Source organism: Microbacterium sp. Z12_35 (assembly GCF_058310475.1).
This window is the reverse complement of the sequence record NZ_JBZEGJ010000002.1, coordinates 57,527-79,726: the sequence shown is the minus strand read 5'-3', so window position 1 is coordinate 79,726 and position 22,200 is coordinate 57,527. Positions and strand designations below refer to the sequence as shown.

The window sequence follows — 22,200 nt, the reverse complement described above, 5'->3', positions numbered from 1 at the left end:
ACGGCACCCCGGAATCGCGACACGAGACACCTTTGTATTGAATTTCTCGCCCCGCACCCGCGCGCGTAGAGTCACGCCCATGGACGCCGAACTGCACACCGACATCGTCGTGCGACCCGTACGCGACGTGGATATCGAAGCCCTCGGACGTGTGCACGCGACCTGCTGGCACGAGACGTACGACCACCTCATCAGCAAGGCGGCGCTCGAACGGGTCTCGCCGAAGCGGATGGCGGAGCTCTGGACCCACTGGGCCGTCCAGGGCCCGGAGTTCACGATGCGAGCCGCTCTCCTCGATGGCGACATCGTCGGATTCGCCGGCTCCGGACCCGCCCGCGACCGGGACGCCCCGCGCAACCGGGAGCTGTATTTCATCTACCTCCTCGACGCGTGGCACGGCACCGGCATTGGCCAGCAGCTCTTCGACGCCGTCGTGGAGAAGGACGAGCCGGTGTATCTGTGGGTCGCCGAAGACAACCCCCGCGCGCACCGTTTCTACACGCGCAACGGGTTCACCCTCGACGGCGCCTCACACACCGAGCCCTTCCTCGGCGAGACGCTCACCGAAGTCCGCTTCGTCCGCTGACGTGTTGCAGGTCTGGGCCCTCGAGGGCATCGGCGAGGTCGCACCGGGGACCGATCTGGTCGCGGTGATCGCGGATGCGGCGCGAGATGAGTTGCGCGACGGCGACATCGTCGTGGTGACCTCCAAGATCGTGTCGAAGGCCGAGAACCGTTTCGTCATCGCCGAAGACCGCGAAGACGCGATCACCGCCGAGACGGTGCGGACCGTGGCGACCCGCACCGCGCCGACCGGACATGTCACGCGGATCGTCGAGAACCGACTGGGGATGGTGGCGGCCGCCGCCGGCGTCGACGCGAGCAACACCCCTGACGGTACCGTCCTGCTGCTGCCGGAAGACCCGGATGCGTCGGCGCGCGCGCTCGCGGAAGGCCTGCGCGAGCGGACCGGCGCCCTGGTGGGGGTCCTCATCTCCGACACACTCGGGCGCGCGTGGCGCGAGGGGCAGACCGACTCGGCGATCGGAGCTGCCGGCGTGCTGGTGTTCGAGGATCTCCGCGGGGGCGTGGATGCGGAGGGCCGGCCGTTGGTCGTCACGATGCCGTGCGTCGCCGACGAGCTGGCATCCGCCGCCGACCTCGTGAAGGGCAAGGCCTCGCGCCGCCCCGTCGCGGTGGTCCGGGGCCGGGCCGACCTCGTCGGGTCGCTGGACCTTCCCGGTGCCCGCTCGATCGTCCGACCGACCGAGCGCGACATGTTCCGCCTGGGTGCCGACGAGGCGTACGCCGCCGGCTACGCCGACGGCGCCGCATCCCGCTGACCTGCCAAGAAGTGCGGTGTCCGGCGTGCGGCTCGCATCGGGCCGTTATCGAGATCCCTCGTCCGTGACGCCGGCCGCGCGAAGCACCCCACCGGAGGCGACGAAGTCGGTCGCCGCGGCGATCTCCGGGGCGAGGTAGCGGTCGGGACCTGCGCCGGGCACCGTTTCGCGGAGCGCGTCGACCACGCGGCCGGTCGCTGGAGCGGCGCCTTCGCCGCGCATTTCGATGCCGCGCGCCGCGGTGAACACCTCGATCGCCAGCACCGTGGTCAGCCCTTCGATTGCCCGGCGGAGCTTTCGGGCCGCGCTCCATCCCATCGACACGTGGTCCTCCTGCATCGCGCTCGTCGGGATGGAGTCGACGGATGCGGGCACCGCGAGCCGCTTGAGTTCGCTGACGATCCCGGCCTGCGTGTATTGGGCGATCATGTGTCCGCTGTCCACGCCCGGGTTATCGGCGAGGAACGGCGGCAGCCCATGACTGCGCGTGCGGTCGAGGAAACGGTCGGTGCGCCGCTCGCTCATGCTCGCGACGTCCGCTGCGGCGATCGCGAGGAAGTCGAGGACGTACCCGATCGGAGCGCCGTGGAAGTTCCCGTTGGACTCGACCCGGCCATCGGGCGTCACGACGGGGTTGTCGATGGCGCTCGCGAGCTCGCGATCGGCGACGAGCCGCGCATGGTCGACAGTGTCACGCGCTGCGCCGTGCACCTGGGGCGCGCAGCGCACCGAGTACGCATCCTGCACGCGCGTGAACCCCGCCGTCTGATGGGCGGCGATGACCGGCGATCCGTCGAGCATCCCGCGCATCACGGCCGCCGACGCGGCCTGCCCGGGGTGCGGCCGGAGGGCGTGGAGGTCGGCGGCGAAGACCCCGTCGGTGCCCGCCAGTCCCTCGACGCTCATGGCCGCCGCGATGTCGGCGGTGTGCAGCAGTGCGTCGAGATCGGAGATGGCGAGCGCCAGCATCCCCAGCATCCCGTCGGTGCCGTTGATGAGCGCGAGCCCCTCCTTCTCTTGCAGCACGAGCGGGGTGATGCCGGCCTCGGCGAGGGCGGATGCGGCGTCCCGGCGCGTGCCGGACGGGTCGTGCACCTCGCCCTCGCCGATGGCGGCCAGCGCGAGGTGAGCGAGCGGGGCGAGGTCGCCCGAGCATCCGAGTGACCCGTACTCGCCGATGATCGGGGTGATGCCCGCATTGAGCATCGCGGCGTACGTTTCGGCAACGACCGGGCGGACTCCGGTACGGCCGGTGGTGAGCGTCGCCAGCCGGAGGAGCATCGTGCCGCGGACGACCTCGCGCTCGACCTCCGGCCCGGCGCTGGCGGCGTGGCTGCGCACCAGCGAGCGCTGCAGCCGGCGGCGATCGTCCGGCGGGATGTGCGTGGTGGCCAGGGCGCCGAACCCGGTCGAGACGCCGTAGTGCGGCAGCGGGTGGTCGGCGAGCCGGTCGATGACGGCGCGGGTGTGCGCCATCCGGCCGAGGGCGTCGGGATCGAGCCGCACGGGCGCGGCATCGCGCGCCACGGCGACGACGTCGGGGATACGGAGAGGACCTGCGCCCACAAGAACATCCGGCATGCCCTCAGTGAAGCCCCGCCGACCGCGTCGCGCATCGGCGGGGCGCGCTATTCTGTCTGAAATCCCAGACAGCCAGGAGAACCCGTGCCTCAGGTCCCCGCTGCACGGAACGCGCTGCGGATGCTGCGGATCCTCGCCGAACGCACCGACCCGGTGCCCGCCTCCACGCTCGCGCGGGAGCTCGGCATCCCCCGGTCGTCGCTGTACCAATTGGCGCGGGCGATGATGGACGAGGGGTTTCTCGTGCACTATCCCGAGGAGCGCGCCTATGGTCTCTCGGCCCTGGTCGCAGAGATCGGCGCAGGGTCGCTCCAGACCGATCGGCTGCGGCGGATGGCGCGCCCCCTCGTGGAGCAGCTGGTCGCCGGTGCCCCGGTCCCCGCTGCGGGGCACCTCGCGGTCCTCATCGGAGCCGAGGTCACCTACGTCGACGCGCTCTCGGCGCCCCGCGCGCCCACCACGGTGTCGAACGTCGGAGTGCGGCTGCCGGCGCACCTGACGGCAACGGGACGCGCCGCGCTCGCCGTCCTGTCGACCGATCAGGTGCGCGCCCTGTACCCCCACCGCGAGGCCCTGTACCGCCGCGTCGGCCCCGGACCGTCGACGCTCGGGGAGCTCGAGGGGCTCTTGCGTGCCGCTCGTCGGCGCGGCTGGGCGACCGAGGACGGCGACATCACGCCGGGATACGCCTCGGTCGCCACCGCCGCGGTGGACCGCAACGGCTACCCCGTGGCATCCGTCGGTCTCACCTTCCGCGCGCGGGAGGAGGAGGGCCTCGTCGAGGCCCTCGGCGGCGCCGTCCGCCACGCCGCGGCGGCTCTGACGGCGCGCCTCGCCGGCCACTGAGCGGCGGAACGGTCGTCGCGGGGGTTTAGCGGCCCTTGATGTCGCCGAACAGACGCGCGATCGGAGCGAGGATGAGCGGGCGGGCGGCGACCCAGGCTGCCGCGGTGACGGCGATGGATGCCACGAAGATCCAGAACCCGGTCCAGTTCACCGCATCCTGCGCCGCATACATGTGGTTGAGGTTGCGCAGCGCCCCGGTCGCGAAAACGAGCGCGACGTGGGCGATGATGAACAGGACGAAGTAGATCATCACCGGGAAGTGGATGCGGCGGGCCCACTCGAGCGGATAGATCCGGTTCAGCGCGGTGGCGTTCGCGGGCCAGATGCCGCTCATCCGAACCCCGGTGATCACCGCGAGCGGGGCGGCGAGGAACACCGTCGCGAAGTACGCCAACTGCTGCAGCGAGTTGTAGTTGACCCATCCGTTCTCGGTGGGCCAGTTCAACGACACGTACTGCAGGCCCGCCGAGATCGCGTTGGGGACGACCTCCCACGAGGTCGGGACGATCCGCATCCACTGCCCTGTGACGAACAGCAGCACGACGAAGATCAGGCCATTGGCGAGCCACAGAATGTCGAGCGACTGGTGGAACCAGAGGGCAAGGCTGATCTTGCGCTTGGAGTTTCCGCGCGGTGACCAGAACACGCTCGGACGCTTGTCCCGACGCACCTCCAGGCCCGATCGGATGATGAGGACGATCAGGAACGCGTTGAAGAAATGCTGCCACCCCAGCCACGCGGGAAAGCCCACAGGGGCACCGGCGGGCAGGTGGTACTCGCCGGGGTAGGCCGCGAGGAACCCCGTTCCCCACTCGGTCGAAAGCAGCCACCGCACGAGCGCGACCGCCATCCCCGCGGCGACGAGCAACCCGCCGCCGGCGACCACCGCGGCCCCGGCCCACTGCACGCGGGTGAAGGGTCCGTACCGCTTCGGCTCCGGCCGCGGGATGCGCGGCCCGGATGCTGCCGGCCCGGGCCAGACGGTGGGCGGGAACGGCAACGGCGGCCGCGGACCCGCCGGCACCGCTGCGGATGCGGGGACGGCTGCGGCTGCGGCGACGGGGACGGCCTCGGCGGGCAGTGTCGTCGCGTCGCGCCCGCCGGCGGACTCGGGCGCGGACGCGGCCGGCGCCGCGGCAGCCACGACCACGGCGTCCACCGGGGGCCACGGCTCGCCGCCGGGCTCGCGCGGCATCCCCCGGCGGAGGCTCACCCCCGCTCGGGTGACGGCCACCTGCGGCGCAACGGACTCCGGTGTCGCCGTCGACGGCGTCACACGTCCGGGAGAGAGTGCGGCCGGCACCGCGGCCACCGCATCCGCACCGACGTCTGCCGTCCGCGGCGATTCGGATCGGCCCGCGTTCGCCGACGTGCCAGTACCGGGCGACGCGGTCGCCATCACTGCCGATGCAGGAGGCCACGGCTCCCCGCCTGGCACACGCGGCAGTCCGCGGCGCAGACCGCGCGGCCGCTCGGCCGCACTCTCCTGGGGCACCAGAGACGCGGCCTTGCGCGGCGCGGACGTGCCACCAGAGGCCGGCATCGTCGCTGCGCCCGGCGCGGCCGCGGCCGGGACATCCTTGCCCGGCGCTTCGGCCTTGCCCGCCGCAGCCTCCCCCGGCACTTCGGCACCCTCGGGTATCCCAGGCGGGCGTGCTCCCGCGGCCGTATCCGGCGTCGCCTCCGCCCCGACCGCGTCACCGCGCGCAGCGACCCCGGGCTCCCCTGCCACGTCGGCGAGCGCACCGGGAACCGGCACGCCGGCGGGAGGCCACGGCTCGCCGCCCGGAGTGCGCGGCAGGCCTCGGCGGAGGGTGCGGGTCGGACTCACGGGCGGCCTATCCCTTGCGCTGTTCGAGCGCCGCGATGAGTTGCGGCACCACCGTGAACACGTCGCCCACGACGCCGAAGTCGGCGATGGAGAAGATCGGAGCGTCGCCGTCCTTGTTGATCGCGACGATCGTCTTGGCCGTCTGCATGCCCGCGCGGTGCTGGATGGCCCCGGAAATCCCGAGGGCGACGTAGAGCTGCGGCGACACGGAAACTCCGGTCTGCCCGACCTGCGCCGAATACGGGATGTATCCGGCGTCGACGGCGGCGCGGGATGCGCCCACTGCGGCCCCGAGCGCATCGGCGAGCTGCTCGACCAGCACGAACTTGTCCACCGATCCCAACCCGCGGCCACCGGAGACGACCTTGACCGCACCACGCAACTCCGGTCGGGCCGATGTCGCCACGGCAGGGTCGTACCCATGAACGGATGCGGCGGGGGCACCGGATGCGTCCACCTCCAGCCGTTCGATCACCGGCTCGGCGACGGCCTCGGCGCGCGCGTCGATCGCGCCCTGTCGCACGGTGACCACGAGCGTGCCGAAGGTCGCCGCCGACTCGGTGCTGTACGCACCGCCGTAGACGGAGTGCTGCGCGAGGATGCCCTGGTCGTCTCGGGCCACCCCCACCGCGTCCGCCGCGATCGCCAGCCGCAACCTCGCCGCGAGACGGCCGGCGATATCACGGCCCTCGATCGAATTGGCCACGAGCACCGCATCGGGCCGCACCGTGGCGACCGCCACGGCGAGGGCGTCGACGACCGGCACGGTCAGGTGCGAGGAAGCCCTGTCCAGCTCGGCCACGAGCACCCGCCGGGCGCCGAGGGAGGCCGCCTCCTGCGCCGCCGCGTCGCCGGAACCCGCGCCTGTCACGACGACGCCGACGGGCTCCCCGACCGCCGCTGCCGCGCCCAGCAGGCCGGCGGCCGTGGAGACGACCGTGCCGTCGGGGGTGGTCTCGATCAGCACGAGGATCGGGTTGGAAGTCATCGCATTCCCCTCACGCCAGCCGGTTCGCGATGAGGAATTCGGCCAGCTTGGTGCCTGCATCCCCCTCATCGACGATCTTCATGCCGGCCGCCCGGGCAGGGCGCTCGGCGACCGTCACCAGGATCGACCGGGGCACCGAGAAGTCCTCCGGATCCACACCGAGATCAGCAACGGTCAGGGTCTCGTACGGCTTCTTCTTCGCGGCCATGATGCCCTTGAAGTTCGGGAACCGCGCATCCGGCAGCGCCTCCGTGATCGAGATCACCGCCGGATAAGGCGCCGAGACCGACACCGCTCCCGCATCCGAGGCCCGCGTCCCCGACACCGACCCTTCCGCGATCTCCACGCTCGATAGCGCCGTCAGCTGCGGCATCCCGAGGTGTTCGGCGAGCATCGCCGGGATCACCCCGCCGGTGCCGTCCGTCGATAGATTTCCCGTGATCACCAGATCCGGCTGCGCCCGGCGCACCGCTGCGGCGAGCGCCTCCGCCGTCAGGGACATGTCGGCACCCCGCAGACCGTCATCCACGACATGCACCGCCGACGTAGCTCCCATCGCCAGGCCCTTGCGAACCGTCGTCACCGCCGACGCCGGCGCCATGGTCACCAGGACCACCTCGGTACCGGCATGCGCATCGGCGTACGTCAACGCGACCTCGAGAGCACGTTCCCCGATCTCGTCCAGCACCGCGTCACTCGCGCCCCGATCGGCCAATCCCGTCTCCAGGTCGAGCTTGCGATCCCCGTACGTGTCGGGGACCTCCTTCACGAGAACCACGATCCTCATCGATTCCGCTCCTCACGTCGGATCGAGTCTAGGCGGCGCGCACTCTCGCCCTTCGGCCGTCCCGCCGCAGCCGCTCCGATGCGCCTCACCGGCCGATGAACTCCGGCGCGCGCTTCTCCCGGAAGGCCGACATGCCCTCCTTCTGGTCGTGCGTGGCGAACAGCGACGAGAAAGCGGCGCCCTCATAACGCAAGCCCTCACTGAGCGTCGTTTCCAGCGCCGCATCCAGCGCAGCCTTCGCGGCATACAGGGACGGCAGCGACTTCGCAGCGATGGTGCCGGCCACCTCCTCCGCAACCACCAGGAGTTCGGCGGCCGGGACGACGCGTGACACGAGGCCCGCGCGCTCGGCCTCTTCAGCGGGCATCCGGCGCCCGGTCAACACGAGGTCGGCCGCCTTGTAATAGCCGAGGGCGCGGACCAGCCGCTGCGTGCCACCCATGCCCGGGATCACCCCGAGGTTGATTTCGGGCTGGCCGAAGGCAGCTGTGTCGGCGGCGAGGATGACGTCGCACATGAGGGCGAGTTCGCAACCGCCGCCCAGCGCATAGCCGGAGACGGCAGCGATCACCGGTGTGCGCACGTCGGCGAAGCGGCGCCACGCGCCGAAGTGGTCGTCCAGCACCATGTCGACGGAGGTCTTCCCCTCCATCTCCTTGATGTCGGCACCTGCAGCGAACGCCCGCTCTGATCCGGTCACGACGATCGCGCCAACGCCGGGATCGTCGTCGAATGCCTCTGCGGCAGTCACCACCTCGTGCATCGCCCGGGTGTTGAGCGCGTTGAGCGCATCAGGACGGTTCAGGGTGATCCATCCGACCCGTCCGCGCTGTTCCACGAGGATGGTTTCGTAGCTTGTCACATCGGGCTCCTTACGTCGCACTGCCGGACCGGATCGGTGGTTCGATCCCGGACAAATCCTGCCCCGCCATCGGCCCGCGCGCGAACCGACCGGCTTTCCCCGTCCACTCCTGCCCCGCCTCCCCCGGGCCTGACTCAGGCCCGATCAGCAGTAACGCCTGCAGCCCTGCCGTAATCTCGGGCACCTCGCAATTCAGGCGGTGATTCAGCCTGAATACGGCGCGCGGGAGCCGCGAAGGTCAACCGTCCCAGCGGCGAAGCAGCGCTGCCAGCGCCTGGCCGCCGCCGATGCACATGGTCACGACGGCGTACTCGAGGTCACGACGGTGCAGGTCCATCGCCGCGCGGACGGTGAGAATTGCGCCGGTGGCGCCGACCGGATGCCCGAGGGCGATGGCTCCGCCATACGGGTTCGTCTTCGCCGGATCCAAGCCCGCATCGCGGATGACCGCAACCGCCTGCGACGCGAAGGCCTCGTTCAGCTCGACCGTGTCGACGTCGCTGGGCGACATCCCGGTCTGCTGCCAGAGCCGCTCCAGTGCGATGACCGGCGCGTAGCCCATGATCTCCGGCTCGATGCCCGCTGTCGCGACCGCCTCGATCGTGGCGAGGCCCGTCAGCCCGCGGTCACGCGCGTCCGACTCCCGCATGAGCACGGTTGCCGCGGCTCCGTCGTTGATGCCGGAGGAGTTACCGGCCGTGACACTGCCGCTCTCCTCGAACGCGGCGCGCAGACCCGCGAGCACCTCTACCGTCGTCCCGGGGCGGGGATGCTCATCGACCGAGACCTCGACCGGCTTCCGACCACCGGTCGTCACCGGCACGATTTCCTCCGCGAATGCCGCGCGCGCCGCATCTGTGGCCGCTCGCCGCTGGCTCTCGACGGCGAACTCGTCCTGCGCCTGCCGGCTCACGCCGTAGCGCGTCGCGACGGTCTCCGCTGTCGTCCCCATATGCCGGCCACTGAAGGGATCGGTGAGGATCGCGAGAGTCCCATCGAGGAGCTTCCGGTCGCCCAGACGCGCGTTGCCGCGCGCGCCGAAGTCGAGGAAGGGCGTCCGCGACATGCTCTCGTCGCCGCCAGCGACCACCACGTCCACGCCGCCCCACAGGAGTTCCTGGGCTCCCGACCAGATGGCCTGGAGACCCGATCCGCACAGGCGGTTCACTGTGAAGGCCGGGATGCGGGGATGCAGCCCGGCCGCGAGCGCCACCCGCCGCGCGTTGTACGCGTCGGGACCGTTCTGGGCGATGCATCCCATCACGACCTCGCCCACGTCGTCCCCGGAGACGCCGGCCCGCGCGAGTGCCGCGGTGACGGCGGTCGCGCCGAGCTCGTGCGCGGGGACGCTCGCGAGCGACCCGCCGAAGCTTCCCACCGGCGTGCGCGCGCCGGCAAGGATCACGACCTTCTCGTGCGCCGTGGAACCCATCAGTCCGCCGCCTCCTCCGCGCGTTCGGCGACTTCGATGACCGCGGTGTCGGGGACGTAGCCCGGGATGTGCCGCTCATCGGGACCGTTGTAGTGGGACAGCGGCCGGATGAGGGCGTTGGATGCCTGCTGCTCCATGATGTGGGCGGTCCAGCCGGTGATCCGCGCCGCCACGAACAGCGGCGTGAAGGTGAGGATGTCGAACCCCATCAGGTCGTACGCGGGACCGGACGGGTAGTCCAGGTTCGGGTAGATGCCCTTGCGCTCGACGAACTCGCGCTCGAGGGTGTTGTACAGGTCGGCGACGTCGGGCCGGTCGTAGTGGGCCACGAGCGTGTCGAGGGCCGCCTTCATCGTCGGGACCCGGGAATCGCCGCGCTTGTACACACGGTGACCGAAGCCCATGATCTTGCGCTTCTCGGCGAGCGCCGCATCCAGCCACGGCACGACGTTGTCAGCCGTGCCGATCTCCTCGAAGATGTGCAGCACCGCCTCGTTGGCCCCGCCGTGCAGCGGGCCCTTCAGCGCTCCGATGGCTCCGACGACCGCGGAGTACAGGTCGCTGAGGGTGGAGGTGATGACGCGGGCGGTGAACGTCGAGGCATTGAAGGAGTGCTCGGCGTAGAGGACCATCGACCGGTTGAACGCGTCGACGACCACCGGGTGCGCCTCCTCGCCGAACGTGAGCCAGAGGAAGTTCGCGGCGTAGTCCAGGTCGTCGCGCGGCTCGACAGGCTCCAGGCCCCGGCGGCGCCGCTGCCCGTACGCCACGATCGCCGGCAGCTGCGCGAACAGGCGGATGCTGCGTTCGAGGTTCTCATCGGGGGTTCCCACCGCATCCATGACGTTCGCGATACCGGCGGTGTCCTGCGCTCCGATGACGCTGACGGCGGTGCGCACCTCGTCCATCGGGTGGGCGCTGGTCGGCAGGATGTCGATCGCGGCCTTGACGTGAGGGTGCAGTGCCCGATGCCGCCGCTCGGTGGCGCGGAGTTCCGCGAGCTGCCCATCGGTGGGCAACTCGCCGTTCCACAGCAGGTACGCCACCGCTTCGAACGGCTGGGTCGCCGCCAGCTCGTGCACCGGGTAGCCGCGGTAGAGAAGGCTGTTGGTGTCCGGGTTGACCTTGCTGACCGCGGTGTAGTCCACCACGACGCCCGCGAGGCCCTTTTTGATGTCGGTGTCGGTCATTGCCGTGTCCTTCGAGGATGCCGCGTCAGCGGGCGACGGTGAAGTTGAAAACGCTCGTGTCGAAGTGGTTGTAGCCCTCGTAGTCCATCAGGTCGTAGAGGTCTGCGCGATGTTGCATCTCGTCGAGTTTGGAGGTGAGGTGCCCCTCCTCGACGAGCGTGTCCAGCGCGCGCTCCGCGGCGCCCATCGCCATCCGCAGCAAGGAGACGGGCCAGATGACGATGTTCACCCCGACGTTGCGGAGGGCATCGACGCTGAACAGCTCGCTCTTTCCGAACTCGGTCATGTTCGCGAGGATCGGCACGTCGACGGCGGCACGTACGGCGGCGAACTCCTCCAGGGAGCGCATCGCCTCGGGGAAGATCGCGTCCGCCCCGGCATCCACGAGAGCCTTGGCGCGGTCGATCGCCGCATCCATACCGTCGATGGCGCGGATGTCGGTGCGCGCCATGATCAGGAAGTTCGGGTCGCGGCGGGCGTCGACGGCGGCGCGGATCCGCTGGATGGCGGTGTCGGCATCCACGACCTGCTTCCCGTCCAGGTGCCCGCACCGTTTGGGGTTGACCTGGTCTTCGATGTGGGTGCCGGCGAGGCCCGCATCCTCGAGGGTCTGGATGGTGCGTGCGACGTTCATCGGCTCCCCGAAGCCGGTGTCGGCGTCGATGATCGCCGGCAGCTCCGTCATGCGCGCGATCTGCTGCCCACGGCCGGCGACCTCGGTGAGGGTCGTGAGGCCGATGTCGGGAAGACCGAGGTCGGCCGAGAGCACGGCACCGGAGATGTAGACACCCTCGAAGCCCTTGCGTTCGATGAGCCGTGCCGAGAGCGGATTGAAGGCCCCGGGAAAGCGGAGCACCTCGCCCGAGGCGAGCCGCTCCCGGAACAGGCGGCGCTTCTCGGCCGCGGGAGTCTTGGCGTACAGCATCAGAACAGGCCCTTCGGGGCGGGGGCCATCGCGAGCACGCCGGGTTTGGCCACGATGTTCAGCTGCTGCACTTCCGCAGCCGTCAGCTCGGGCAGCCGCTGGGCGAGGTCGAGGAACCGCTCGATCTCCTCGGGGAGCATCACCGGCTCGGCGAGGAGGCGGAACTTCCGGAGGTAGTCCTCGCGGGCGAACGGCCGTGCCCCGAGCGGATGGGCGTCGGCGACGGCGATCTCGTCCTCGATCGTCGAGCCGTCGGTGAGCGTGATGACGACCCGGCCACCGAAGGCCTTCTCGTTCGGGTCCTCCGAGTGGTAACGCCGCGTCCACTCCGCGTCCTCGGCCGTGGTGACCTTGCGCCACAGCTCGACCGTGTCGGGCCGGCCGGCACGCTCGGGCGTGTACGAGTCGACGTGGTGCCACGCGCCGTCCTGCAGCGCGACGGTGAAGATGTACGGAATCGAGTGGTCGAGAGTCTCGCGAGAGGCCGTCGGGTCGTACTTCTGCGGATCGCCCGCGCCCGACCCGATGACGTAGTGCGTGTGGTGGCTCGTGTGCAGCACGACGGAGGCGACGTTCTGCGGGTCGCGAAGGGCGGGATGCTGCGCGCCGAGCCGACGCGCGAGGTCGATCCACGCCTGCGCCTGGTACTCAGCGGAGTGCTCCTTCGTATAGGAGTCGAGGATGCCGCGCTTGGGCTCGCCCTCGCCCGGCAGCGGCACGTCGTACGCGGCAGCCTTGCCGTCGAGCAGCCACGCGATGACGCCGTCTTCGCCCTCGTAGATCGGGGACGGGCTGGTCTCGCCGCGCATCGCGCGGTCCACGGCCTCGACGGCCATCTTTCCAGCGAAGGCCGGGGCGTGCGCCTTCCACGTGGAGATCTCGCCCTTGCGCGACTGGCGGGTGGCGGTGGTGGTGTGCAGCGCCTGGCCGACGGCCTGGTAGATCGTCTCGGCGTCCAGGCCCAGCAGCGTACCGATACCGGCCGCGGCCGAGGGGCCGAGGTGGGCGACGTGGTCGATCTTGTGCTTGTGGAGGGAGATCGCGCGCACGAGGTCGATCTGGATCTCGTAGCCGGTGGCGAGGCCCCTCAGGAGCGCCGCGCCGTCGTGCCCGGTGTGCTGGGCGACAGCGAGGATCGGGGGGATGTTGTCGCCGGGGTGCGAGTACTCGGCGGCGAGGAACGTGTCGTGGTAATCCAGCTCGCGCACGGCCACGCCGTTGGCCCACGCCGCCCACTCCGGGCTGGATCGCCGGTCGAGCGCGCACCCGAAGACGGTCGCACCGACCCCGCCAATGGACACGGCGTGGTCGAGCGCCTGCTGACGAGCCGCGCTCACGGGGCGGCGGGTGAGGGATGCCGCGGCCACCGCCGCGTTGTCGATGATGCGGTTGATGATCATGTCGGTGACGTCGGCATCCACGGCGACCGGATCGGCGGCGACGCGCGCGATGGCCCAGGCCAGCTGACCCTCCCGGGGCAGGTTCTCGTCGCTGCGGTGCACCCGAACGTGGTGGGTGATGGTCATGGCTGTTCCTCCGGGAGGGAATCGAGGATGGTCGTGAGGGCGTTGTGCAGGTGCACGTGGGTGGCGTGTGCGGCGAGTTCGGCATTGCCGTCCGCAATCGCCCGGGCGATGAGTTCGTGCTCCCGCGCCGACTGCTGCAGCCGCGCGGGGTTGTCGCGTGCCATCCGGCGCACCCGCACCAGGTGCGTGCGCACCGTGCGCAGAGCGGACGTCAGGTAGTCGTTACCGAGAGCGGCATCGATCGCCGCGTCGAAGCGGGCGATGAGGGCGTAGTAGGCGTCGGAGTGGTCGGCCACGTCCGGGTCCGCTGCGGCGAACTCCTCGGCGAGCGCCGCGAAGGCGTCGGCGTCACCTCGAGCCGCGGCGATCCGGGATGCGGCCTCCTCCAGCGCCCGGCGGAGCTCGAAGAGCGCCCGGATGTCGTCGGCGTCGACGTCGCTGACCACGGTGACGCGCGGTGAGAGCTGGGAGACCAGTCCGTCGCCGGCGAGACGGCTCAGCGCTTCGCGGAGCGGTGTGCGGCTCACGCCGAGTCGCGTGGCCTGCTCGACCTCCCCGAGCACGGCGCCAGGGCGCAGCGATCCATCCTGGATTTCACCGAGGAGGGTCGCGTACGCGCGATCACTGGCTCGCATCCCGCACCTCCTCGTGGTTTCGTCTCATTGTATACATAGACGGCGCAAAGGCCGCACTTTTTCCGCCCTGTTGCACCTTCTGGTATACATCCCGCCCCTCAGCGGGAGGGATGCTGCGGCGGTACGTTCACCGGCGTAGCGTCCCGCCTATGGAAGCTGTCATCCGCACCCGCGGGCTGGGGAAGCTCTACGGCCGCGTCCGCGCGCTGGATGGGCTCGACCTCGACGTGTCGCCCGGCGAGATCCACGGGTTTCTCGGTCCGAACGGCTCCGGCAAGTCGACGACGGTCCGGATCCTCCTGGGCCTCGCGCGCGCCAGCAGCGGCGAAGCATCCGTCCTGGGTGGTCATCCGTGGCGCGATGCGGTGCAGCTTCATCGCCGCATCGCGTCCGTGCCCGGTGACGTGAACATCTGGCCGAACCTGTCCGGCGGCGAAGCGATCGACTTCCTCTGCCGCCTTCGCGGGAGCGGGCGCTCCGCCGCCTACCGCGACGAACGCGCCCGGCTCCAGGAGGCGTTCCAGTTCGATCCGCGCACGAAGGGCCGCGCCTACTCCAAGGGCAACCGGCAGAAGGTCGCGCTGATCGCCGCGTTCGCCGTCCCCGCCGACCTCTACATCCTCGACGAACCGACCAGCGGGCTCGACCCGCTGATGGAGGTCGTGTTCCAGCGCGAGTTGATGCGCGTGCGCCAGGCCGGAAGTTCTGTGCTGCTGTCCAGCCACATCCTCTCGGAGGTCGAGCAGCTGTGCGACCGGGTCAGCATCATCCGCGCCGGTCGCGTGGTCGAAAGCGGCAGTCTGGGCGACCTGCGGCACCTGACCCGCACCGAGGTCTCGTTCGCAGCCCTCGACGGGCGGGTGCTCCCGCCCCTCCCGGACGCTCACGACGTGGTCGTGAGCAACGGCCGGGTGCGATTCACCGTCGACAGCGACCGCGTGACGGCCGTGCTTCCCGCGCTCGTCGACGCCCACGTCGCGGGGCTGCGCATCGAGCCGCCTTCTCTCGAGGAGCTTTTCCTGCGTCACTACGGCGACGACGTGACAGCCTCCGAGGCACTGTCGTGACGCGATTCTTCCTGCTGCTGCGTCACCGCGCACGACGCGACGTCATTCAGCTGGCGCTGTGGATTCTCGGCACGGCAGCCCTTGCTGCCGCCGCCTACGCCGGCGTGCGGGAGACGCTCGGGACCGAGCAGGATCGCACCGCGTTGCTCGCGACCGCGATCGCCAATCCGGTCATCCTGCTCTTCCGGGGGCTGCCGTCGGGTTCCGCGGAGGGGTCGTTCATCGCCTTCGTGATCCTGCCGTTCCTCGCACTTCTGGCCGCGTTCATGAGCAGCTTCCTCGCGGTGCGCCACACGCGGGCAGATGAGGAGCTCGGCCGGGCGGAACTCGTCGCGGCCACGCCCGCAGGGCGCATGGTCCCGCTCCTCGCAACGATGGTGCACGGCGTCCTGGCCAATCTCGTCCTCGCAGCTGCGGTGTGGCTGGTGCTCCTCGCGCTGGGGCTCGGCGGAACGGGAAGCCTCCTCATCGGCGCGGCCAGCGGCGGCACCGGCATCGTCTTCCTGAGCGTCGCGCTGCTGGTGGCGCAACTGGTGCGCACCGCACGCGCGGCCAACGCGGCCGCGGTGTGGGCGATCCTCCTCACCTATCTGGTGTGCGGGGTCGGCAATGCCGTGGGAACACCCAGCGCCGACCTGCAGCGGATGACCAGTGCGCCGCTCGCGTGGTTCTCGCCGTTCGGCTGGGCGGAGAACACCCGCCCGTTCGACACCGACGACCCGCGCCCGCTCGTGCTGAGCGCGCTGCTGGCGACGGTGTGCGCCGCCGCGACCGTCGCGCTGCAGTCGAGGCGCGACCTCGGCGGCAGCCTGCTGCCCGAGCGTCTCGGCCGTTCCACCGCGACAGTCGCACTCTCAGGCCCGTGGGGATTGAGCTGGAGGTTGTCCCGGGGCGCCATCCTGGGATGGGCCGTCGGCGGGCTGGTCGTGGGGATGCTGTCGACGCGGCTCTCCGATGTCATCTCGCAGATCGGTGACAGCATCCCATCGGTGGATGCCCTCCTTGCCTCGCTCGGCGGCGACGGAACGCTCCCGCAGGGCACCGTGACGATCTTCTTCACGCTGGCCGGCGTCCTTGCCGCCTGCGCCGCCGTCCAGACCGTCGTCCGCGCGCGCCAGGAAGAAATCCGCGGCACGGCGGAACCGGTGCGTGCCGCCGCCGTCGGCCCGGTGCGGTGGCTGGCGGGCTACCTCGTCATCGCGGGAGTCGGCATCCTGGCCACTGTGGGCAGCGCGATCGTGGGAGCGATCGTGGGCCTGTCGTCGCTGTCCGATCCGGATTGGTCGCTGGTGGACGTGACCCTCGTCGCGGGTGTCGGTCAGGTGGCTGCGGCCGCGGTCTTCCTGATGGCGACCGCTGTGGTCTTCGTCGCCGCACCGCGCCTGACCATCGCCCTCGGATGGACGCTGATAGCGCTGGGAACGGTCGTCGGCCTGTTCGGGCCGCTCTTCGGTTTTCCCGACGCCGTCGTGAACCTCTCGCCGATCGCCGTGACACCGACCCTGTCGGGGAACGACGTCGACGTGCGCGGGCTCTGGTGGCTGGTTCTGATCGCCGTCCTCGGCATCGGCCTGACCCTGGCGCTCATGCGCCGGCGGGAGCTCGCCACCGCCGAATGACCCGCCCCGTCCCGCCCGGTCGACTCGCCACAATCCGTCGCGATATGCGCCGAAACATGACGGTTTGTGGCGAGTCGACGGGGGTTAGAGGTCGGAGAGGTGCGAGAGCAGGGCATCGAGGGCGGGGCGCTGGCCCTTCACGAGCCGCTCGCGTGCCTCATCGGGGCTGCACCACTCCGCCCGATCGACCTCGGGAAACCGCGCCGTCTTGCCCGATCGAGGGGGCCACTCCAGGTCGAACTCGCCGAAGACGAACGCGGTCGCCGTGAACGATGCCCCGTCGGCGACGAAGACGACGACCTTCTTCCCCGACGAATACGGGAAGGTCCCGAGTTCGGCGTAGTCGGCCTCGGGCGGCTCGACCCCCAGTTCCTCGCGGAACTCGCGGCGCGCCGCATCCAACGCCCCTTCGCTATCGGGGTCGTACTCGCCTTTGGGGATCGACCAGGCGCCGGCGTCTTTCGCCGCCCAGTACGGGCCGCCCATGTGGGCGAGGAGCACCTGCACATCGCCCTGCCCGTCGAGGCGGTACAGCAGGATGCCGGCGCTCCTCGCCGCCACCTCAGGCCGGTCGCTTCTTCGGCGACACCGTGTAGGTGTCCTCGGAGTCGCGGTTCACAATGCCACCGAGCGCACCGTCGATGGCGGTCAGGGTGTCGGCATCCAGCGTGACACCCGACGCCTTGACCGTGTCGGCCAGCTGCTCGGGTCGGGATGCTCCGACCAGCGCCGCGGCGACGTTGGGGTTCTGCAGGACCCACGCGATCGCCAACTGCGGCATCGTCAGGCCGGCCTGCTCGGCGATGGGCTTGAGCCGCTGGACCGCGGTGAGCACCTCATCGGTCATGAAGCGTTTGATGAACGCCGCGCCGCTCTTCTCGTCGGTCGCGCGGGAACCCTCCGGGAGCGGCTGCCCGGGCAGGTATTTGCCGCTGAGCACGCCCTGCGCCATCGGCGACCACACGATCTGCGAGATGCCGAGCTCTTCGCTGGCGGGGACGACCTTGCCCTCGATGACCCGCCACAGCATCGAGTACTGCGGCTGGTTCGAGATCAGCTGGATGCCCAGTTCCTTGGCGAGCGCGGAGCCTTCACGCAGCTGCTCCGCCGTCCACTCCGAGACGCCGATGTACAGCACCTTTCCCTGACGCACGAGGTCGGCGAACGCCTGGAACGTCTCCTCGAGCGGGGTCTCGTAGTCGAAACGGTGCGCCTGATACAGATCGACGTAGTCCGTGCCGAGCCGCTTCAGCGACCCGTGAATCGACTCGAAGATGTGCTTCCGGCTGAGGCCGGTGTCGTTCGGGCCCTTGGGTCCGGTCGGGAAGTAGACCTTCGTGAAGATCTCCAGCGACTCTCGGCGCTGACCCTCCAGCGCCTTGCCGAGGATGACCTCCGCGGCCGTGTTCGCGTACGTATCCGCGGTGTCGAACGTCGTGATCCCGGCATCCAGGGCCGCGTGCACCGTCTTGACTGCGGCGTCATCCTCGACCTGGGAGGCGTGCGTCACCCAGTTGCCGTACGTGATCTCCGAGATCTTGAGGCCGCTGTTGCCGAGGTATCGATAGTTCACCATTCCTCCACGCTAGCCGCCGTGCCCCGTCCGCGATGCGGGGTTGCGCGGGGGGACGCTGCGCGGGTGGGACGAAGGCTTTCGGGCGAGACGCGGGCTTTCCGGCCGCGATCGCCCGCGTCCGGGACGATTGCCCGCGGCCGGACGGCGGCGGGGTCACCGCGCCACGACGGCGGGGTCACCCGATGGCGGCGTCCTCGGCTGCCGGAACCGCGCCGCTCGCCGCCGCGAGCTCGTCGTCCGGGTCGGATGCGGCCTGCTGGAACTGGGCGTTGTAGAGCCGGTAGTACGCACCGCGGGCGGCGATCAGATGCTCGTGCGTTCCCTGCTCGACGATCGCACCGTTCTCCATGACGAGGATGAGATCGGCATCCCGGATGGTCGAGAGACGGTGGGCGATGACGAACGACGTGCGTCCCTCCCGTAGTGCGGCCATCGCGCTCTGCAGCAGAAGTTCGGTCCGCGTGTCGACGGAGCTCGTCGCCTCGTCCAGGATCAGCACGCTCGGCTGCGCAACGAACGCCCGCGCGATCGTGATGAGCTGCTTCTCCCCGGCCGAGATGTTCGAGGCATCCTCGTCCAGAAGCGTGTCGTACCCGTCGGGAAGGGAGTGCACGAAGCGGTCGACGTAGGTCGCACGGGCGGCGATGAGGATCTCGTCATCCGTCGCGTCGGCGCGACCGTAGCGGATGTTCTCGCGGATGGTCCCGGCGAACAGCCACGGGTCTTGCAGCACCATCCCGGTCTTGGCGCGGATGTCGTGGCGGGTGAGCTCCGCGATGCTCTGCCCGTTGAGGAGGATCCGGCCGCCGTCGAGCTCGTAGAACCGCATGATGAGGTTCACCAGCGTCGTCTTGCCGGCGCCTGTCGGCCCGACGATCGCGACGGTCTGCCCGGGTTCGACGCGGAAGGACAGGTCGGTGATGAGCGGTCGCTCGGGCGAGTAGGAGAACGACACCGAGTCGAACTCGATCGTTCCGTCCCCCTCCACCGGCGCCGGCGCATCCTCGGCGTCGGGCTCCTGCTCGGTTTCGTCGAGGAGCTGGAAGACCCGCTCGGCCGAGGCGGTTCCGGACTGGACGACCGCGGCCATGCCCCCGAGCTCCGACAACGGCTGCGTGAACTGCTGCGAGTACTGGATGAAGGCCTGCACGTCGCCGAGGCGCAGCTGACCGGCGGCGACCATCAGCGCACCGAACACGGCGATGCCCACGTAGGTGAGGTTCCCGATGAACATCATCGCCGGCATCATGATGTTCGAGAGGAACTGCGCCTTGAACGCGGCCTGGTAGAGCTCCTCGTTCTCCTCGCGGAACGCCTCGCGGGAACTCTGCTCCCGCCCGAAGACCTTCACCAGCGCGTGACCGGAGAACGACTCCTCCACGCGCGCGTTGAGGCGCCCGACCTTGCGCCACTGGATCCCGAAGGCCTTCTGCGAGCGCGGGCCGATGACGCCGAAGAGCACCGCCATGAGCGGGAAGCTCACCAGCACCACGAGCGTCAGCTGCCAGGAGATGGACAGCATCATGATCAGCACCCCGAGGATGGTGAGGATGCTGGTGAGCGCCTGCGACAGCGACTGCTGCATCATCTGCGTGATGTTGTCGATGTCGTTGGTCACCCGCGAGATCAGCTCACCGCGCTGGACGCGGTCGAAGTAGCTGAGCGGAAGGGCGTTGATCTTCTCCTCGACCCGCTCGCGGAGGCGCCACATCGTGCGCACCATGATCACGTTGATGACATAGCCCTGCAACCACGACAGCACGGAGGCGGCGATGTAGAGGGCCATGACGCCGGCGAGCACCTGGCCCAGGCGGGTGAAGTCCACCCCGACGCCGGGCTGGAAGTTCTGGAACGCCGACACGATGTTCGCCAGATCCTGCTCGCCGGATGCGACGAGCCCGTCGATCACCTGCTGCTTCGTCGCTCCGGCCGGGGCCATCTGCGACACGACGCCTTCGAAGAGGATGTTCGTCGCCTCGCCGAGGACCTTGGGTGCGAGCACGGCCAGCAGGACGCCGATCGCGCCCATCAGCGACACGAACACGAAGGCGACGGCGTTGGGGCGCAGCAGTCCGATCAGGCGCCGGAACGACGGACCGAACTGCGCGGGCTTTCCCGGCGCCACCGCTCCGCTCCAGTCATCGGCACCGATGCGAGCCTGCTCGGCCAGCTCCAGTTCGAGCTTCTCCTCGTCGGTGAGCTCTTTCTCGCGGCTCATCGGGTCACCTCCGCACCGAGCTGCGATTCGACGATCTCGCGATAGGTCTGGTTCGTCTCCAGGAGCTCCTCGTGTGTTCCGAGCCCCACCATCCCGCCGTCATCGAGCACGACGATGCGGTCGGCGTCGGTGATCGTCGACACGCGCTGGGCGACGACGATCTTGGTGACCTCGGGAAGTTCACGCCACAGCGCCTGCCGCAGGCGGGCGTCGGTGGACAGGTCGAGGGCCGAGAAGGAGTCATCGAACACCAGCACCTGGGGGCGATGGACGATCGCGCGGGCGATGGCGATCCGCTGGCGCTGGCCACCCGACACATTCGTGCCGCCCTGCGCGATCCGTGCATCCAGACCGCCTTCCATCTGGGCGACGAAGTCGCTGCCCTGCGCGATCTCGAGCGCGTGCCACAGCTCGGCATCGGTCGCCTCCTCGCGACCGAAACGGAGGTTGCTGGCGACGGTCCCCGTGAACAGGAACGGCCGCTGCGGCACGAGGCCGATCGTGCTCCACAGCGCCTCGAGGTCCGCCTCCCGCACATCCACACCGCCGACCCGGACCGCCCCGGCGGTGACGTCGAAGAGGCGTGGGATCAGGGAGACGAGCGTGGTCTTGCCGGCGCCGGTGGAGCCGACGATCGCGACGGTCTCACCGGGTTCGGCCGAGAAGGAGATGTCGGAGAGGATCGGGGCTTCCGCGCCGGGATAGACGAACGCCGCCTCGCGGAACTCCACCCTTCCCGGGGAGGGGAAGACGCGCACCGCGTCGGCGGATCGTTCCAGCGCTGCCGAGGTCTCGAGCACCTCGCTGATGCGCTCCGCCGACACCGCGGCGCGGGGAATCATCATCGTCATGAAGGTGGCCATCATGACGCCGCCGAGGATGATCATCACGTACTGCATGAACGCGAACAGCGTGCCGATCTGCACGTCGCCGCTGTCGACCTGCATACCGCCGAACCAGATCACGCCGACGACGGTGAGGTTGAGGATGAGCATCACCGCGGGGAACAGCACGACGAACAGCGATCCGACCTTGCGGCCGACGACCATGATCTCCGTGTTGGCGTCGCGGAAACGTGCCTCTTCGATCGGTTCGCGCACGAACGCGCGGATCACCCGGATGCCCGTGAGCTGCTCCCGCATGATCCGGTTGACCGCGTCCAACTTCGTCTGGAAGCTGCGGAACAACGGGACCATGCGGCTGATGACGAGCACGGCCACCAGGAGAAGCACCGGCACCGCGACCGCGATGATCCACGAAAGCCTGACGCTCTGGGAGAGGGCGAGCACGATGCCGCCGATCGCGAGCAGCGGCGCCGTCACCAGGAACGTCGCGGCCATCATCGCGAGCATCTGCACCTGCTGGACGTCGTTGGTGTTGCGGGTGATCAGCGATCCTGCGCCGAAGCCGGTGACCTCGCGCTCGGAGAAGGAGGAGACGCGATCGAAGATGTCGTCACGCAGGTCGCGACCCAGGCGCATCGCCGCGCGCGCAGCGAAGTACGTCGCGATGATGGACGCGATGATCTGGCCGAGCGACACGGCGAGCATGAACGTGCCCGTGCGCCAGATGAAGTCGGTGTCGCCGCGGGAGACGCCCTCGTCGATGATGTCGGCGTTGAGGCTGGGCAGGTACAGCGAGCCCAGCGCCGAGACGAACTGGAAGACCAGCACGCCGGCGAGAAGCCAGCGGTACGGCTTGAGATAGCGAATGAGGAGCCTGGCCAGCACGTTTCTCCCGGGAGGCGGCGGGGGCGCGATGCGGAGCGCCGAGG

The 22,200-nt window shown here is 69.9% G+C and carries 19 protein-coding genes; 5 read left to right on the top strand and 14 right to left on the bottom strand.

The window, feature by feature from the left end; all coding sequences use genetic code 11:
- The first annotated feature begins 79 nt into the window (after positions 1 to 79).
- Together AC4FS1_RS13300 and cofE are read left to right on the top strand one after the other, a co-directional pair.
- Positions 80 to 586 carry a GNAT family N-acetyltransferase gene (locus AC4FS1_RS13300; RefSeq protein WP_491155888.1) on the top strand — a complete coding sequence of 169 codons (507 nt, stop codon included), beginning with the start codon at positions 80 to 82 and terminating at the stop codon, positions 584 to 586.
- A 1-nt stretch (position 587) separates the two neighbouring features.
- Positions 588 to 1,343 (top strand): coenzyme F420-0:L-glutamate ligase, encoded by a 756-nt coding sequence (gene cofE, locus AC4FS1_RS13295; protein WP_491155886.1) that lies wholly within the window; start codon positions 588 to 590, stop codon positions 1,341 to 1,343.
- A 45-nt stretch (positions 1,344 to 1,388) separates the two neighbouring features.
- Here cofE and hutH read toward each other — a convergent pair whose 3' ends face one another.
- Positions 1,389 to 2,924: a histidine ammonia-lyase gene (gene hutH / locus AC4FS1_RS13290; RefSeq protein WP_491155885.1), complete on the bottom strand. Its 1,536-nt coding sequence runs from the start codon at positions 2,922 to 2,924 to the stop codon at positions 1,389 to 1,391.
- Between the two features lie 84 nt (positions 2,925 to 3,008).
- On the opposite strand from hutH, the gene AC4FS1_RS13285 reads away from it, so the two are divergent.
- A complete protein-coding gene (locus tag AC4FS1_RS13285; RefSeq protein ID WP_491155883.1) occupies positions 3,009 to 3,770 on the top strand; it encodes an IclR family transcriptional regulator in 762 nt (253 codons plus the stop codon).
- 25 nt (positions 3,771 to 3,795) lie between these two features.
- Here the strand turns inward: AC4FS1_RS13285 and AC4FS1_RS13280 are convergent, their stop codons facing one another.
- From AC4FS1_RS13280 to AC4FS1_RS13240, 9 genes are all read right to left on the bottom strand, one after another.
- A complete protein-coding gene (locus AC4FS1_RS13280; protein WP_491155881.1) occupies positions 3,796 to 5,601 on the bottom strand; it encodes a cytochrome b/b6 domain-containing protein in 1,806 nt (601 codons plus the stop codon).
- Between the two features lie 7 nt (positions 5,602 to 5,608).
- A complete protein-coding gene (locus AC4FS1_RS13275) occupies positions 5,609 to 6,589 on the bottom strand; it encodes an electron transfer flavoprotein subunit alpha/FixB family protein (protein WP_491155879.1) in 981 nt (326 codons plus the stop codon).
- A gap of 10 nt (positions 6,590 to 6,599) precedes the next feature.
- Positions 6,600 to 7,376, bottom strand: a complete 777-nt coding sequence (locus AC4FS1_RS13270; protein ID WP_491155877.1) for an electron transfer flavoprotein subunit beta/FixA family protein — start codon at positions 7,374 to 7,376, stop codon at positions 6,600 to 6,602.
- An 85-nt stretch (positions 7,377 to 7,461) separates the two neighbouring features.
- Positions 7,462 to 8,238 carry an enoyl-CoA hydratase-related protein gene (locus AC4FS1_RS13265; protein WP_491155875.1) on the bottom strand — a complete coding sequence of 259 codons (777 nt, stop codon included), beginning with the start codon at positions 8,236 to 8,238 and terminating at the stop codon, positions 7,462 to 7,464.
- A 238-nt stretch (positions 8,239 to 8,476) separates the two neighbouring features.
- Positions 8,477 to 9,670: a thiolase family protein gene (locus tag AC4FS1_RS13260; protein WP_491155873.1), complete on the bottom strand. Its 1,194-nt coding sequence runs from the start codon at positions 9,668 to 9,670 to the stop codon at positions 8,477 to 8,479.
- Positions 9,670 to 10,860 carry a bifunctional 2-methylcitrate synthase/citrate synthase gene (locus AC4FS1_RS13255; protein ID WP_491155871.1) on the bottom strand — a complete coding sequence of 397 codons (1,191 nt, stop codon included), beginning with the start codon at positions 10,858 to 10,860 and terminating at the stop codon, positions 9,670 to 9,672. The genes AC4FS1_RS13260 and AC4FS1_RS13255 overlap by 1 nt, the downstream gene beginning before the upstream one ends.
- Positions 10,861 to 10,885: 25 nt before the next feature.
- Positions 10,886 to 11,785: a methylisocitrate lyase gene (gene prpB / locus AC4FS1_RS13250; RefSeq protein WP_491155869.1), complete on the bottom strand. Its 900-nt coding sequence runs from the start codon at positions 11,783 to 11,785 to the stop codon at positions 10,886 to 10,888.
- The gene (locus tag AC4FS1_RS13245) at positions 11,785 to 13,311 is read right to left on the bottom strand and encodes an MmgE/PrpD family protein (RefSeq protein ID WP_491155867.1); all 1,527 of its coding nucleotides are present in this window, start codon (positions 13,309 to 13,311) and stop codon (positions 11,785 to 11,787) included. The genes prpB and AC4FS1_RS13245 overlap by 1 nt, the downstream gene beginning before the upstream one ends.
- Positions 13,308 to 13,946, bottom strand: coding sequence for a GntR family transcriptional regulator (locus AC4FS1_RS13240; protein WP_491155866.1), 639 nt, complete (start codon positions 13,944 to 13,946; stop codon positions 13,308 to 13,310). The genes AC4FS1_RS13245 and AC4FS1_RS13240 overlap by 4 nt, the downstream gene beginning before the upstream one ends.
- Before the next feature lie 149 nt (positions 13,947 to 14,095).
- Here AC4FS1_RS13240 and AC4FS1_RS13235 point away from each other — a divergent pair, with 149 nt between their 5' ends.
- Together AC4FS1_RS13235 and AC4FS1_RS13230 are read left to right on the top strand one after the other, a co-directional pair.
- The gene (locus AC4FS1_RS13235) at positions 14,096 to 15,013 is read left to right on the top strand and encodes an ABC transporter ATP-binding protein (protein ID WP_491155864.1); all 918 of its coding nucleotides are present in this window, start codon (positions 14,096 to 14,098) and stop codon (positions 15,011 to 15,013) included.
- Positions 15,010 to 16,632, top strand: a complete 1,623-nt coding sequence (locus AC4FS1_RS13230; protein ID WP_491155863.1) for an ABC transporter permease — start codon at positions 15,010 to 15,012, stop codon at positions 16,630 to 16,632. The genes AC4FS1_RS13235 and AC4FS1_RS13230 overlap by 4 nt, the downstream gene beginning before the upstream one ends.
- Before the next feature lie 84 nt (positions 16,633 to 16,716).
- Here the strand turns inward: AC4FS1_RS13230 and AC4FS1_RS13225 are convergent, their stop codons facing one another.
- The 4 genes from AC4FS1_RS13225 to AC4FS1_RS13210 form a co-directional block, all read right to left on the bottom strand.
- On the bottom strand, positions 16,717 to 17,193 hold the full coding sequence (locus AC4FS1_RS13225; RefSeq protein ID WP_491155861.1) for an NUDIX hydrolase: 477 nt from the start codon (positions 17,191 to 17,193) through the stop codon (positions 16,717 to 16,719).
- A 1-nt stretch (position 17,194) separates the two neighbouring features.
- Positions 17,195 to 18,208 carry an aldo/keto reductase family protein gene (locus AC4FS1_RS13220; RefSeq protein WP_491155859.1) on the bottom strand — a complete coding sequence of 338 codons (1,014 nt, stop codon included), beginning with the start codon at positions 18,206 to 18,208 and terminating at the stop codon, positions 17,195 to 17,197.
- Positions 18,209 to 18,383: 175 nt separating this feature from the next.
- Positions 18,384 to 20,426: an ABC transporter ATP-binding protein gene (locus tag AC4FS1_RS13215; RefSeq protein WP_491155858.1), complete on the bottom strand. Its 2,043-nt coding sequence runs from the start codon at positions 20,424 to 20,426 to the stop codon at positions 18,384 to 18,386.
- Complete coding sequence (locus tag AC4FS1_RS13210; protein WP_491155857.1) at positions 20,423 to 22,156, bottom strand: ABC transporter ATP-binding protein; 1,734 nt, start codon at positions 22,154 to 22,156, stop codon at positions 20,423 to 20,425. Before AC4FS1_RS13210 ends, AC4FS1_RS13215 begins: the two co-directional genes overlap by 4 nt.
- Positions 22,157 to 22,200 lie beyond the last annotated feature (44 nt).

Coding starts and splice junctions, on each gene's coding strand:
- prpB (WP_491155869.1), bottom strand. CDS start 11,785: ATGCTGTACGCCAAGACTCCCGCGGCCGAGAAGCGCCGCCTGTTCCGG.
- AC4FS1_RS13220 (WP_491155859.1), bottom strand. CDS start 18,208: ATGGTGAACTATCGATACCTCGGCAACAGCGGCCTCAAGATCTCGGAG.
- AC4FS1_RS13235 (WP_491155864.1), top strand. CDS start 14,096: ATGGAAGCTGTCATCCGCACCCGCGGGCTGGGGAAGCTCTACGGCCGC.
- AC4FS1_RS13245 (WP_491155867.1), bottom strand. CDS start 13,311: ATGACCATCACCCACCACGTTCGGGTGCACCGCAGCGACGAGAACCTG.
- AC4FS1_RS13270 (WP_491155877.1), bottom strand. CDS start 7,376: ATGAGGATCGTGGTTCTCGTGAAGGAGGTCCCCGACACGTACGGGGAT.
- AC4FS1_RS13300 (WP_491155888.1), top strand. CDS start 80: ATGGACGCCGAACTGCACACCGACATCGTCGTGCGACCCGTACGCGAC.
- AC4FS1_RS13255 (WP_491155871.1), bottom strand. CDS start 10,860: ATGACCGACACCGACATCAAAAAGGGCCTCGCGGGCGTCGTGGTGGAC.
- AC4FS1_RS13240 (WP_491155866.1), bottom strand. CDS start 13,946: ATGCGAGCCAGTGATCGCGCGTACGCGACCCTCCTCGGTGAAATCCAG.
- AC4FS1_RS13275 (WP_491155879.1), bottom strand. CDS start 6,589: ATGACTTCCAACCCGATCCTCGTGCTGATCGAGACCACCCCCGACGGC.
- AC4FS1_RS13215 (WP_491155858.1), bottom strand. CDS start 20,426: ATGAGCCGCGAGAAAGAGCTCACCGACGAGGAGAAGCTCGAACTGGAG.
- AC4FS1_RS13260 (WP_491155873.1), bottom strand. CDS start 9,670: ATGGGTTCCACGGCGCACGAGAAGGTCGTGATCCTTGCCGGCGCGCGC.
- hutH (WP_491155885.1), bottom strand. CDS start 2,924: ATGCCGGATGTTCTTGTGGGCGCAGGTCCTCTCCGTATCCCCGACGTC.